Source organism: Amphritea sp. HPY, assembly GCF_050870985.1.
In the GTDB taxonomy this organism is placed as follows: Bacteria; Pseudomonadota; Gammaproteobacteria; order Pseudomonadales; family Balneatricaceae; genus Amphritea.
Genome location: NZ_CP194015.1, coordinates 4,997,167 through 5,010,792, shown reverse-complemented (window position 1 = coordinate 5,010,792; position 13,626 = coordinate 4,997,167). Strand labels below are relative to the sequence as shown.

Below are 13,626 nucleotides of genomic sequence, written 5' to 3'. Positions count from 1 at the left end.
GATGCCGACGGTCTTATCCACATCAACCGTCGGCATTTCTCATAGAAGAACTTATTCGACAAGTTAAACAAGTAACAGAAACCTCAAAGAGGTATTACTCCATTCTTTTCCTGTGAGTAAATCAAATCGCGAATTTCATGCTGTGGATTATAGCCATTAACTGTATTCAGTAGCAAAGAGCGCACCCGCTCATAGTCATAGCGATCTAATGCAGCAGACATCTGTTGCAGAGTGGGCTCCAGCTCACACCACAACAACATAACCTCTTCGGCACGCATGACCATTGGATGATCCGTTTCTTGTACATCATCGCCTATAAGAAGCTCCTCATAGAGCTTTTCACCATCCCGCAGGCCAGAATATATAATCTCAATATCACCGTCAGGATACTGCGCATCCCGCACAGAAAGCCCAGTCAGGTTGACCATTTTCTTAGCCAGACTCTGAATCTTAACCGGCTCTCCCATATTCAGAACAAACACATCGCCGGACGCACCCATAGAACCCGCCTGTATAACCAAAGATGCAGCTTCAGGGATTGTCATAAAGTAACGCGTCATCTCACGGTGAGTTACGGTCACAGGCCCACCGGCCTGTATTTGTTGCCGGAATAGAGGTATTACCGACCCGGAAGAGCCAAGCACATTTCCAAACCGGACCATGGCAAAGCGAATACCATTAATACCACTCTCTCTTTGGCTTAATCCCTGCAGCACCAATTCAGCAAAGCGCTTGCTAGCCCCCATCACGTTAGTTGGGCGTACCGCCTTATCAGTAGAGATAAGTACAAAGTTCTTAACACCGCAGGCTATAGAAGCCTCAGCAGTATTCCAGGTTCCAAACAGATTATTCCGTACACCGGCTATCACATTACTCTCAACCAGTGGCACATGCTTATAAGCGGCAGCATGATACACAGTATCTATCTGATAATGAGCCATAACTTTAGCCAGATGAGCATAATCAAGAACACTACCGAGGATGGGTATAACAGTAATGCCCAGCAACTCAAGCTGATTAAGTTCTCTTTCGATAGTATAAAGTGCAAACTCAGACTGCTCATACAGAACCACGGTAAGCGGCTTCTGCTTTAAAATTTGCCGACAAAGCTCTGAGCCAATAGAGCCACCAGCACCAGTAACCATTACATGTTGATTCGCAATACACGCATCCAGCAATTTCTGATCCGGCTGCACCTCTTCCCGACCGAGCAGATCCGCAATATCAACCTCCCGCACGTCATTAACGCTTATTTTTCCACCTGCGATGTCGGAAAGAACTGGCAACGTAAGGACTCTCACTCGCATATGACTCAAAGAATCAACTATGCTCTTTCGACGTTGCCTGGAGGCAGACGGCAAGGCAAGCAGTACGGACTCAACATCAAACCGCTCAATCAGATTGCGTATCTCTGATGACCTGAAAATCCGAATCCCATTTACATCTAAACCCTCTAACTGTTCATCGTCATCAACATAAGCAATAGCGCTGAATTCCTTAGAATGAGATAAGGCTGTCGCTATCTGCCGCCCCGCAGTACCTGCACCATAGACAATCACCCTGTCTGAATGACACTTAGCTTTATTCGTTCCGCCTGGGAATTGATACAAAATGATCCAACGGGCAATCATCCTGCTACTACCAATAACAAAAACAGCAATAAACCAGAAGATGAAAATCACTGAACGAGGAGTACTTTGCTCAAGACCAAGCAGGTAAGTACACACAGCCCATATAAGCAATGAAAGGGACACGGCTTTTACAACTGTCCACAGGGCACGGTGCCCAATGTACCGAATTATTGCCCTATACAATCCAAGTTTGATAAATATGGGGATAGCGATCACCGGAGCAATCAAATAGGCAGGCCAGTGAGCAAAGTCTTTAGCAGTCCAATCACCGTAACGAAGTGCAAAGCTAAGCCAGCAGCAAAAAGGTAAAGCCAGTGCATCAAAAGCAAGAAAAACAGCTTTTTTAGATTTTCGAGATGAATTAACTAGCGACTGAAACAACGAGGAAATCCTTATTCTTGAAACATAAAGAGACGCTGTCAGCGAATCCGATCACCAGAGCCTTTACCAAGACCTGTAGCAATAATATAGCGGAAATAGGATTTAACCGACATTGACTGAACCATCTTTTGATCCCATTCCGCCAGTAACGCGGGGGTCGACATATCAATTTCGTTGATCTGAGCTAAACCTGTAACACCCGGCAATACATCAAAGACATCGCGACTGTCTCTCTCAGTGATCAGTTCTTCCTGATTAAACAGGCAAGGCCTCGGGCCAACCAGACTCATATCTCCCTTCAGCACATTGATAAGCTGTGGTAACTCGTCAATCTTAGTTTTGCGAAGAAAGTTGCCAAACTTAGTGATGGAGGAGGCACTGGCCAGATGGGTAGCAACTGACTTAGTTTCAACGGACATAGTGCGAAACTTGATAAGGGTAAAGGGCCGTTTAGAACGTCCAACCCGCTCTTGCAAAAAAATCGGTGAACCAGTGTCGAATAAGCCAATAACAACAATCACGATCAATAATGGCCAAAGAATCATAAGACCAAAAAAAGCGAGGAGTAAATCGAAAACACGCATCATAAATCAAGACTCTTTTGTACTTCGAGAACAAACACTTAGGCCCTCATCTAAAGTTAGTGGTGGGTGCCAATCAAGTGTTCTCCGTGTATAGCTATCATCAACTTGTAGCGAGCTGAACAATTTATCATATACAAAGCGTTTACCGAGAAGGATACTCACCATCTTAAGCAGAACCGCAGGAAACCAAAAAAGATTAGCGGGCTTGCCAACCACAGTTCTTAGTTTATCCAACAGTTCAGATGTTGATAGATCTTTACCATCGCATATCAGAAACATCTCTCCAGCTGCTTTAGAATGATCTAAACAAGTGATTATAAGGTCAACCAAATTATCCAGGGAGACAAAGGAGCGGCTATTATTTATCCCTCCTAGAGGCAAGGGGTAACTTGTATTTGCTAACTTCATCAAGCTTTGAAATCCTCCCTTTACACCTGGACCATAAACCAAAGGAGGCCGGATAATCACAACCTCAATACCGGAAATATCAGATATAGACCTTAGTCCCTGTTCGGCTTCCATTTTCGAAACACCGTACCAATCCTCCGGTGAAGGTAAATCAAGAGGTGAAAATGGCAAGTCTGGCTCGGTGCTTTCGCCATTTACTTTAATAGTACTGATAAAGACAAAACGCTTAACTCCTGCAGCTGCAGCTTCATTAGCCAAATGCATGGTACCGCCAACATTAACCTGTCTAAGCTCACTTTCAGAATAAAAATCATTGTATTTCGTAGCATCTATCATCGCTGCCGTGTGCACTACAACATCAACGCCTCGTAAAACTGAGCTCCAATCTGTTTCTGAATTTAACATACCAACATTGAATATATTGTTTTTCTCGCACGCCTTACGGCTTGTACCAAAAACCTGAAACTTATGCATAGCCTGAGTACGCTCAAACAAACGACTCCCAACAAAACCAGTTGCCCCTGTAATTAATACATTCATAAAACAATTGCTACCAATTTAGTTTGTGTGCCAGACGAGGAAAATTCAAACGAACAACTCCTTTGACAAAGTAATGTGAAAAGAAATAAATACTTTTAATTAAACTTAATTGTTCAACCTCACGGTAAAGACGCCAAGTATAACCAGCCGCAATAATTTTATTATGAGATATTGAACCGACCCTCACCCTATATAGAGCAAGAGGCTCACTAATTCCATATGCAAAATCAACTCTTTTTAACATCTTTAGCCATAAACCAAAGTCCTGTCTTTTTCTGATTTTTGGCATATAAATCTTCCCAAAAAAATCAGTATCATAAACGACAGTAAGACAACCAATCACACATGACTTTAATAGTGAATTATAGTTAACCCTATCAGGAACCCTTACATGTCCAAGAAAGGAACCTTCTTCATCAATTTTTTTATATGCTGCGTAACTAAAATAGACATTGTTTTTTTTCATAAATGACAATTGAGTTTCAAGCTTATAAGGAAGCCAAATATCATCACTATCAAGAAAAGCAATATATCTTCCCTGAGACCTTTCTATACCAACATTTCTTGCTATAGCAGCGCCCTCATTTTTTTCCAGTTGAATAAGCTTAATTCTAGAATTCTGCAGAAAACCCTTTACAACTTCAGCCGTATTATCTGAAGAACAGTCATCAATAATAAGTAGCTCCCAGTCTGTAAAAGTCTGTTGTAGAACTGAGCTAATAGACGCTGATATATGATCTGCAGAATTATATGATGGCATTATAACTGAAACTTCTAAGTCGAACATTCTGTCAACGCCTTTCTGGTGACTTTCCTAATAAAAGTAAAGCAGTTTCATACAACTCGAAAAACCACAATAGAAGCTGAAAGCAACAGATTTTAAGCTTCTGAGCTAATGAAACCCTATCTGAGATAACAATTCTATAAATTTTCCAAAAAGGAGGAACAACAGTAATGATAAGGAACTTCAACCGTCGCTTTATGCTACCAGATCGAATCTGACCACCTTTAACTCTACGAACTTTTGTCGCAATTTCAGACCAACGGGTTCTTGCTGGGTGGTGGACAACGGCTTCTGAAAGAAAGTGCAACTCGACACCAGGTTTAGATGTAGCTTCCCGACAAAAAACTGCATCTCCTCCAGAAAATCGTGTTTCATCGAAGCCACCAACACTGTCATATACCTTCCTAGGAATTGATAGATTTGCAGTAACAGCATAGCCCTTATCAACATATCTTGATTGTGGCAAACCGGTAAGCATATCAAAAAGTTCAACAATATTAGGCGTAGTATTGGAAACTTTATCAACAATAACATCACCAGCCATGAGAAATTTGCCTTCACATTCAAGATATTTAAAATAAATACTTTCCAACCAAGACGGCTCTGGAACACAGTCAGCATCAGTAAATACTAGCAATTCCCCTTGAGATTCATTGACACCAAAATTCCTGGCTGAATAAGACCCTGGTTTTTCACAACAGAACAAACTGATCTTGTAATCAAGTTCTTCTATATCTGGAATATAATCTGATCCGTTATCAACAAGAATAACTTCCCATTTTTCATTTGCTAAAGTTTGATTTGAAAGAGCATCAAAAAGGCCACTAACCAAATCCCACTGATCAAAAATAGGAATAATAACAGAAACAACTGGCTTGCAAACATCAAATTTCATTACTAGTCCACCCTTGCATTTGAAGCAAGCAGTACCCTATAAAATTCATAGATCGTATAATTCAATGTCAATCGATCTTAAACACTTTATATAAAGCATTCGCGACTAATTAACCCCCAGACCCAACACAAACAAATTAACGGAAAAAAACCCTACACAATCAGCTATTAACATCAGCATGATAACCTAACTTACGCATATTTTTTCCACAACAAGCAATGATCATATCTTTCTCGTCTATTGAAAGTAATTCCTGCCATTTAGTGAGAGAGTCGGTCTTCATTAAGGCATCTGAACTAATAAAATCACTCTGCGACAAGCCTAGAAACTTTAGAATCTCACCTCGAACAACCATCTCATCTGTAACCACATCCTCATATTTAACAACAAGCACATTATCATTAGAGTAGTACTTATCAAAATATTCAATATATTTATTCCACTTAGCACAGAAGCGTTCAACATCTTTAGATTTAACAGGAGAGGTATTTACGTAAGCAGTGTTTCTATCTTTAACCCACTTCAAATAAGAAGTGTATACTGAACGCGGATCTCTCACTAAAAAAATCACTCTATCTAAATCAGCAGCCTTTATTCCTTTAGTAAGCTGTTGATTAACATATCTTGAAGAATCAAAAATTATTTTATCTCCAAAAAAACTATAATTATAGAGTGACGTTAGTGGAATTGAATTATCATTTGATAAAAACTTTATTTGTTTAGCAACTTCATAGTAATAATTGACCATTACCCGCCTACAACGGACAAACACGGGTGAGAAACTTGATTCATATAGGACTAAGACACCATTTATATTATTAACAAGCCTTATAAAAGCACTAGTACCACTTCGGGGAAGACCAACAATAACCAGTCGCTTTACATTTTCATGCCTTTCATATGATTCTTGGGCAGTCCTTGAATAGAAAACGATTCCATTAAGGTAAAGAAATATGAAGCGCCACAATCTTGAAATTTCTTTAAACATCATAGCCTCTTATTAAATACTCATAGATCCGCGCGTTTAGCGTAACTGAATCAGGGCAATTATTGATAAATCCTGTGACACTACTAGATTCGATTAAATGCTCATTAATCTGCTTAATGGCAACATCATTAGAAAGCTTAACGCCAAAAGTATCAGCCAAAAGGGGCAGTTCAAAAGCAGGGGCATTATATGGGTATGCGTATGCACTTTGTGAAAGTTGCTCAAGAAACTCAGGAGTACTTACTAATGCAATCGAACTTTTCAACATTTCGCTTGAGAACAATGGATGATCAGGCATAATCTTGAATAATCGCGCTAGCGGGTGCAGGTTATAGAGATGGTAACCATATTCTTTCTCACGTATTTTATTTTTATTACGTATACCCGCAATAGCATACCGCACCTGAACCCATATGCCATGTGCTGTTCGCTTATACATTAAGTGTGATATTAGACCATTATTATGGACACGCAACGCCCCTTCACTGAGACCATCCATAAAAGCCTCAACTGACTGTCTTAACTCTGGGTCACCGATTTCTGATATAGCTGCAGCAAACCACAACTGGTGGTTTAAGGTATAATCCACACTCCATCTGGATGTACATGGATCCTTCTTCTTCCATGCCCTACTCGACCTATCAAATCGAAAAGATAATGCCGCTTCTTTAGCTTTTTGTAATAGATCTGGTCTTTCTAAAGTTTTTCCAGCAGTCACAAGCGCTTCTATTACCCATGCCTGCCCAATCACGCCATTGCACCAATCTTTGCTTTTTTTCTGACGGTGTATAAATACTCCACTTCTAACATACCCAGGAGCATCAACAAGAAAGTTAGCAAGAAGAATAGCCAAAACCCTGTATCTGCTTTCGTTAGTTATAGAATATAAGACTGAGTAGGTTACAAGCCAGTGTGATGTAGAGCGTATTGGAGTTTCGATATCAAAGTAAGGCCCGTTATGCCCCGGAGGCATAAAAGCCATATTTTCAGATAACATTACAGCTTTTTCAATTTGCTGATCAGAAATCTTAATAATTATAGATAACAACTCTTCTTTCAATTCACCATTCCCGACATAAATTTAATTCTCATATTATATCTAACAAGGAAATCAGATATAAACTTTACCAACAGACTAACCTTTTATCTTCTTATATAACATCCCAAAAACACCAAAAAAAACTCCTAAACCAGTTACAATTCGTAGTAAGTAGCCAACCCAAAACAAACCGGCTAATCTTTTCAGGGCAAAATCATTATTAGCTTCTATAGAGAGTTGACGTAGTTTATATGGGTTAGGTGGAATAAAGCACAAGAGAGCTTTTGTCGAAAAACTTTTGAAAAAACCACCATGGTTAATCCAAATATCAACCTGCCCTTTCGAAACTCGAAACTGTTTATAAATTAGAGGAATCAAAGGACGAGGAGTCATACTAACTTTAGTTAAATCTGAATACACCAGGCTATAGCCACTACTAGTGGCATTTTTTGTCCAGCTAACATCTCCACCGGATCTCAACCCTTCAGGGAAATTCCCAATACTGTCAATCACATCCCTCTTAACGAAAAGGTTTGTTGTTTTTGCCACGTTACGATTAATAACTGAATCTTTCATACGAATATTGGTGATAGAGTCGTAAAGCTCACCTAAACTACTTTTATCCGAAACGTCAAAAACAACATTACCACCAACCAGATCTGCACCAGAGTTGATACACTTAACTCCTTCCTCAAGCCAGGTTGGACAGGGAGCGCACGTTGTATCCAACATAATCAGAATATCGCCTTTTGCTATTTCAAAACCACGATTTCGAGCGGAGTAAGGACTATTTAAGTACTGATACTCTCTAAGTAATTTAACATCATACTTCTTAGTGATATTAACTGGGTCATCAGCTGAGTCATTATCTACAATAATCACCTCAAATTCGCTTGAATTTATAGTTTGACGCGACAGCGCCAACAGGCAGCGGTCCAACCCTTTATTGTTATTATGAACAGGCACTATTACAGAAATATTTATATCACAATTCATAAAAAACCTTAAACCTAAAACTCAACCCAAAATATCCATAACCAAGGATCTTATTCTGTAATCTTTATCTCCCCCAAAAACAAAATGTGAAAAAGCAGCTAAAACACGTTTCGCAAAATTGTTTTTCCTTATTTTCAGCCGAAAAACAATCTTCTCAGCATCTTGTCTCATAATTGCAAACTCAGATCTATATTTATCATTATTCTCAGCAGCACGATTTATACCTTTTAATAATAAAACCTGTTGCTCAAGCTTTCCATCATAAACAGCAACATCTGATTTATAAGATTTAACCATAACCTGAATATATCGATGCCATTTAGTCACTTTACTGGTGCGATTAGCAATAAATTGAGATTCATTATTTTCATGACGGCGATAATATTGCAAAACCCTTCTATCAACAATTTTTGCATTCAATCCGTCAGCAAACTTTACTATCCATCTATCATGAGAATTATAGTCTTCACTAATTGGCAAACATAAGTCAAGAAGCTCACGCCTTGCAGCGCAACAACATCCCATTATAAAACTATCCACCGATAATCCCATAGACTTGATCTGACCTAACTTGGTCACGCCTACTTCGTTAAGCCCTTCATCAGTAAGCGCTGCATCATTCATTACAACTAATGCTTCTGGGTGTTTCTCGACAACAGCAATCATATGTTCAATCTTTTCTGGAAACCAAACATCATCTTGATCACTCAGAAAAACCAAATCACCTGTCGTTTTCATTAGGGCTGCATTGAAATTAGCGCAGTACCCGAGATTTTTATTATTTCGAGAGAAAATCACTTTAAACGGAGCAGTCTGAGTAAAAGAAACTATGATCTCTTCCGTTTCGTCCGATGAACAGTCGTCAGTAATTATCAACTCGTCCGGCAGCCTCGTCTGGTCAAGAAAGCTATTGAGCTGTTCTTCCAGAAACTTGGCACCGTTATAGGTTGCCATAGCAATAGATATTCTCATTTAGCCTCCTACAAACCATATATAAATATCTTTTAGCTTATAGCTTATAGCTTATAGCTTATAGCTTATAGCTTATAGCTTATAGCTTATAGCTTATAGCTTATAGCTTATAGCTTATAGCTTATAGCTTATCATAAGAGAATAACTCATAATCTTTTTTGTAGAAATCATAGATCACACTACGACATGAATAAAATTCAGCCTCAACACCCTCGTCTTTAATAGAAACTTTTTCCCGAGTTTCGCCAAGAAAATTTCTTTTAAAGTTCTGCACTATCCCTTCTACTGACAAACCAGCTGGTGACAAATTCAAAAAAACCTCCTCGGCCTTTCTCACACCGTCATCCTCCAACTTAAAAACCTGAAGATCTTCAAAACTTAAAAGAAATTCGCTTTGCGGTCGAATATGATTATCATATATATATTTATTATCAGAATATTTACAAAGCGTATCCTCTATCCACACCGAAGGCATCAACCTAGTTATTCCTTGACGAACTTGCCAATAATATTCAGATTTAAATCTCACATATGGATTCCTAACGACCATTATAACCGCATTAAATTTTTCAAAATCAAAAATTTTCTCCAGCACACTAGCGTGAAGGTGTTGAGGCGTAGACCGGTAATACTGCAAATCACCTAACGATTTTCCTCTTTCCGAAAAACTTTCTTGCCAACCATACCTTTTTGCCACTTTTTCAACACTTGATCCAGCAGATTTTGGTATATGAATTAAAAACAAACGTTTATTACCTTTAGAAAAAATAGGCATCAAACACTCCTAAACTATTAACAAAACCCATTTTACTTTAACAACACAAAAACAAATAATACTACAATGCCGTTGGCTTAACTCCAAGCCTCCTAACCACCATATATGACAAAATCAAATTCCATATCACAATACCTAATGCAACACCGATAGCAGCACCAACAGCCCCATATTGAGGTGACAAAATCAAGCATAACGAAGCATTTATAACTAACCCAAAGCCATGTCCAACAAGCGTATCTCTTTCAAAACCACTCATTGATAACAAGTGTCCAACAGACCCAATAAAGACGTTAAATAGTTGGGCTAATACAAGAATAACTAAGGGCGTGTAAGAACTACTGACATACTCATTCCCAAATGTAATAGAAATCAGTACTTCCCCCCAACAGATGAGCACTATTGCAATCGGCAAAGAAATAATAACGCTCCCTCTAGCACATTGTTTAGCCAGCTTCTGCAATTTACTCCGATTACCTTCATGATAGGCTCGAACTATATGAGGAGCTATAATCAGGTTTACTAATGTCAGCGAAAGAACAACAAATTGGCTTCCACGCTCAGCTATACGCATTGTAGCAACCTGACCATCAGTCCCTACCAGGCCAAGAATAACAACAGCTATTTGCACGTTAAGTGTACTTACCAATGCTAAAACTGAAAAAGGTAATAAGGCCTTTCCCCATTCTGACAAGCAATACTCTGTTTTAACACCTGAAAGCTTAACTGGCTGAAATTGATTGAATATGTAGCAAGCAACAAAAAAAACAATCATTGAAGAGATTAGCTGAATCCATATAGCAACCATCCCATTTACGGACTTAAATAATGCCATAACAGCGACAAACATTAATAGTAATATAGGTTGTATAAGTTGACCTGGAATTTCAGAATAAACAGGCAACCCTAATCCTTTCACAACCCCGTTACATATACTTGACAATCCTGTTAAAGGGATAATAAATATTGCTACTAATAGCATCGACCACTTGCCTTCATCAGAAATAAGTCCAACGGAATAACTTAGACAATATAGTACGATAATGAGTACTGACATCCCAAGCACCCAAGCATATGAGGCTTTAATTAAACCTTTATAATTGGGCCAAACTTTATAACTAGCAAAGCGTGATACTTCCCTCGTCACCAATTGTGGCATCCCCCCATGAACTGGGAGAGCTATGAGAGCTATCAATGCCATGACAAAAGAATACTGCCCAAAAACTTCAGGACCGAGAGATCTCGCCAGTATAATACTACTCAGTAAACTTATAGGTATGGAAATAAGCTTCATGACGCCAACACCCACAAAGCTCTTAACAAGTTGCTTCTTGCTAATCAAGTTCAATTAATTCTTAGCCTTATTATAAATAAATTATTAACAACACATATTAAGTGAATCATCTATATAAAACACCTATATAAAACACCTATATAAAACACCTAGCAGCTTAGTAAAATTCAGCGTTATGTAACGACAATCCTTTTCGGTCTTTTTCAGAAATTACAGGTTTTATATCCCTATTAAAGAGGCACTTAATATCTAGAGTTTCGTCAGCCCAATAAATTACTCCTTCATGTTCTGGCGCATAAACATCTGTACATTTGTACTGAAAATCAGCGACCTCACTGGTTACCAAAAAACCATGGGCAAACCCAGGCGGTATCCAGAGCATCCGTTTGTTATCTTCTGATAGGTACTCCCCTAGCCATTGACCGAAAGTAGGTGAATTTTCACGAAGGTCTACAGCTACATCTAACACTTCACCGCTTGTCACTCTCACAAGTTTACCCTGGCGTTGTTTGATCTGATTTTCATATCTGTTCACTTATTAGGTCGGCTGATCAGTTTTTTCAAATAGGTGCCATATGTGTTCTTTGCTAGTTTTTCTGCTTCCGCCAGAAGCTGATCCTCGCCAATATAGCCCATACGATAAGCTACCTCTTCGAGGCAGGCTATCATCAGCCCTTGACGTTTTTCCAGTGTTTCAATGAATCCCGCGGCTTCCTGGAGGGAGTCGAAAGTTCCTGTATCCAGCCAGGCAAAGCCCCGGCCCAACAATTCTACATTTAACTCGCCCCGTTCAAGATATGCCTGATTAACGGAGGTTATCTCCAGCTCGCCACGAGCCGATGGAGTTACGGACTTAGCAATTTCAACCACGTCGTTATCATAAAAATATAGCCCGGTAACTGCGTAGTCAGATTTCGGGATAGTGGGTTTTTCCTCTATGGAGACTGCTCGCTGGTTGTCATCAAACTCAACCACACCAAAGCGCTCCGGATCAGATACCTGATAGCCAAATACAGTGGCCCCTTTGCCACGACTTGCAGCGGTTTGCAATACGTTACTTAGCCCCTGGCCATAGTAAATATTATCACCCAGTACCAGACAAACGTTGTCATCACCGATGAATTGCTCACCAATAATAAAGGCCTGGGCCAAGCCGTCAGGACTTGGTTGTACAGCGTAACTAAGGTTAACCCCCCACTGGCTACCGTCATCCAGAAGTCGCTTGAAGCCAACCTGATCTTCTGGAGTTGTTATAACAAGGATATCCTGGATTCCGGCCAACATCAGGACTGAAAGCGGGTAATAGATCATCGGCTTGTCGTACACCGGGAGTAATTGTTTAGAAATACCCCGAGTAATTGGATAAAGACGGGTACCGGATCCGCCTGCCAGTATTATGCCTTTCATTTGCTCTCCTTTTTCCCAAAAATCGCCTTAACAATGCAGATATTCTGCCAATGTAAGGTCAAGCTGACTTTGCCAATCCGGGAGTTGAATTTTCAGGGCCTGTTCCAATTTTATAATGTTCATCATTGAGTTAAGCGGTCTTTAGGCCGGAGTTGGGTAGTCGGTAGTTAGAATAGGCAGCACATTTTCCTGTCCCATACTTAGCTCTTCTCCCGCCTTACGCGCTATTTCGAATATTTTCTGCGCAAAGCCGTGCCAACTTGTCTCCCCTCGTGAGACCAGGTGATAAAGACCACCTTTTAATTTGTTGTTTATAGCCTGCGTTGTGATCTGAGCTATCAGCCTGGCCTGTGTGGGTGCGCCAATCTGGTCAGCCACGATATTCAGTTCTTTATTGCTACTGCCTAAGCGCAACATGGTTTTTATGAAATTGTTACCGCGTGCGCTATAAACCCAGCTGGTGCGAAAGATAAGATAATTTGCACCAGATTGTTCAATTGCCTGATCACCAGCCAGCTTGGTTTTGCCGTAGACGCTAAGAGGTCCGGCAGGGCTTGTTTCCAGCCAAGGATTATGGCCACTGCCAGAGTAGATATAATCGCTGCTGAAATGCACTAACCGGATACCGTTTTTTTTTGCATAAGCGGCCAATTGAGCCGGTAAGCCTGCATTTAATCGTTCAGCTTCAGCATGTTTTTCTTCAGCGGCGTCAACATTGGTCCAGGCAGCGGCGTTAATGATTAGTTCTGGCCCGGTGCCGACAAGGTATTTATCAACAGCACTCTCATTCATAAGTTCCAGCTCCCCCCTTACGGGGGCTTCAACTGTTCCTAATGGAGCCAGGGTTCTTTGAAGCTCAAAGCCGACCTGGCCAGAGCTTCCCAAGAGTAGAATTATCATCTTTTAGTACAAACACCACTTCAAAATAATTG

General features: G+C 40.0%; 14 protein-coding genes. All 14 read right to left on the bottom strand.

Annotated features, from left to right (window positions below):
• Positions 1–83 precede the first annotated feature (83 nt).
• Positions 84–2,012, bottom strand: a complete 1,929-nt coding sequence (locus ACQUQM_RS22245) for a polysaccharide biosynthesis protein (protein ID WP_432472055.1) — start codon at positions 2,010–2,012, stop codon at positions 84–86.
• 38 nt (positions 2,013–2,050) lie between these two features.
• On the bottom strand, positions 2,051–2,596 hold the full coding sequence (locus ACQUQM_RS22240) for a sugar transferase (RefSeq protein ID WP_432474868.1): 546 nt from the start codon (positions 2,594–2,596) through the stop codon (positions 2,051–2,053).
• Between the two features lie 6 nt (positions 2,597–2,602).
• Positions 2,603–3,544 carry an NAD-dependent epimerase/dehydratase family protein gene (locus ACQUQM_RS22235; protein ID WP_432472054.1) on the bottom strand — a complete coding sequence of 314 codons (942 nt, stop codon included), beginning with the start codon at positions 3,542–3,544 and terminating at the stop codon, positions 2,603–2,605.
• 10 nt (positions 3,545–3,554) lie between these two features.
• A complete protein-coding gene (locus tag ACQUQM_RS22230; protein WP_432472053.1) occupies positions 3,555–4,331 on the bottom strand; it encodes a glycosyltransferase family 2 protein in 777 nt (258 codons plus the stop codon).
• Positions 4,332–4,335: 4 nt separating this feature from the next.
• Positions 4,336–5,223: a glycosyltransferase gene (locus tag ACQUQM_RS22225; protein ID WP_432472052.1), complete on the bottom strand. Its 888-nt coding sequence runs from the start codon at positions 5,221–5,223 to the stop codon at positions 4,336–4,338.
• A 160-nt stretch (positions 5,224–5,383) separates the two neighbouring features.
• On the bottom strand, positions 5,384–6,211 hold the full coding sequence (locus ACQUQM_RS22220; RefSeq protein WP_432472051.1) for a sulfotransferase family protein: 828 nt from the start codon (positions 6,209–6,211) through the stop codon (positions 5,384–5,386).
• The gene (locus ACQUQM_RS22215) at positions 6,204–7,271 is read right to left on the bottom strand and encodes a hypothetical protein (protein ID WP_432472050.1); all 1,068 of its coding nucleotides are present in this window, start codon (positions 7,269–7,271) and stop codon (positions 6,204–6,206) included. Before ACQUQM_RS22215 ends, ACQUQM_RS22220 begins: the two co-directional genes overlap by 8 nt.
• 75 nt (positions 7,272–7,346) lie before the next feature.
• Complete coding sequence (locus tag ACQUQM_RS22210; protein WP_432472049.1) at positions 7,347–8,246, bottom strand: glycosyltransferase; 900 nt, start codon at positions 8,244–8,246, stop codon at positions 7,347–7,349.
• A gap of 21 nt (positions 8,247–8,267) precedes the next feature.
• Positions 8,268–9,218, bottom strand: a complete 951-nt coding sequence (locus tag ACQUQM_RS22205; RefSeq protein ID WP_432472048.1) for a glycosyltransferase family 2 protein — start codon at positions 9,216–9,218, stop codon at positions 8,268–8,270.
• 121 nt (positions 9,219–9,339) lie between these two features.
• Positions 9,340–9,993: a sulfotransferase family 2 domain-containing protein gene (locus ACQUQM_RS22200; RefSeq protein ID WP_432472047.1), complete on the bottom strand. Its 654-nt coding sequence runs from the start codon at positions 9,991–9,993 to the stop codon at positions 9,340–9,342.
• A 61-nt stretch (positions 9,994–10,054) separates the two neighbouring features.
• On the bottom strand, positions 10,055–11,341 hold the full coding sequence (locus ACQUQM_RS22195) for a flippase (RefSeq protein WP_432472046.1): 1,287 nt from the start codon (positions 11,339–11,341) through the stop codon (positions 10,055–10,057).
• Positions 11,342–11,444: 103 nt separating this feature from the next.
• A complete protein-coding gene (locus ACQUQM_RS22190) occupies positions 11,445–11,822 on the bottom strand; it encodes a dTDP-4-dehydrorhamnose 3,5-epimerase family protein (RefSeq protein ID WP_432472045.1) in 378 nt (125 codons plus the stop codon).
• Positions 11,819–12,694: a glucose-1-phosphate thymidylyltransferase RfbA gene (gene rfbA, locus ACQUQM_RS22185; RefSeq protein ID WP_432472044.1), complete on the bottom strand. Its 876-nt coding sequence runs from the start codon at positions 12,692–12,694 to the stop codon at positions 11,819–11,821. Before rfbA ends, ACQUQM_RS22190 begins: the two co-directional genes overlap by 4 nt.
• A gap of 141 nt (positions 12,695–12,835) precedes the next feature.
• Positions 12,836–13,594: a dTDP-4-dehydrorhamnose reductase gene (rfbD, locus tag ACQUQM_RS22180; protein WP_432472043.1), complete on the bottom strand. Its 759-nt coding sequence runs from the start codon at positions 13,592–13,594 to the stop codon at positions 12,836–12,838.
• Positions 13,595–13,626: the final 32 nt, after the last annotated feature.

Coding starts and splice junctions, on each gene's coding strand:
- ACQUQM_RS22240 (WP_432474868.1), bottom strand. CDS start 2,596: ATGCGTGTTTTCGATTTACTCCTCGCTTTTTTTGGTCTTATGATTCTT.
- ACQUQM_RS22235 (WP_432472054.1), bottom strand. CDS start 3,544: ATGAATGTATTAATTACAGGGGCAACTGGTTTTGTTGGGAGTCGTTTG.
- ACQUQM_RS22230 (WP_432472053.1), bottom strand. CDS start 4,331: ATGTTCGACTTAGAAGTTTCAGTTATAATGCCATCATATAATTCTGCA.
- ACQUQM_RS22225 (WP_432472052.1), bottom strand. CDS start 5,223: ATGAAATTTGATGTTTGCAAGCCAGTTGTTTCTGTTATTATTCCTATT.
- ACQUQM_RS22220 (WP_432472051.1), bottom strand. CDS start 6,211: ATGTTTAAAGAAATTTCAAGATTGTGGCGCTTCATATTTCTTTACCTT.
- ACQUQM_RS22210 (WP_432472049.1), bottom strand. CDS start 8,246: ATGAATTGTGATATAAATATTTCTGTAATAGTGCCTGTTCATAATAAC.
- ACQUQM_RS22205 (WP_432472048.1), bottom strand. CDS start 9,218: ATGAGAATATCTATTGCTATGGCAACCTATAACGGTGCCAAGTTTCTG.
- ACQUQM_RS22200 (WP_432472047.1), bottom strand. CDS start 9,993: ATGCCTATTTTTTCTAAAGGTAATAAACGTTTGTTTTTAATTCATATA.
- rfbA (WP_432472044.1), bottom strand. CDS start 12,694: ATGAAAGGCATAATACTGGCAGGCGGATCCGGTACCCGTCTTTATCCA.
- rfbD (WP_432472043.1), bottom strand. CDS start 13,594: ATGATAATTCTACTCTTGGGAAGCTCTGGCCAGGTCGGCTTTGAGCTT.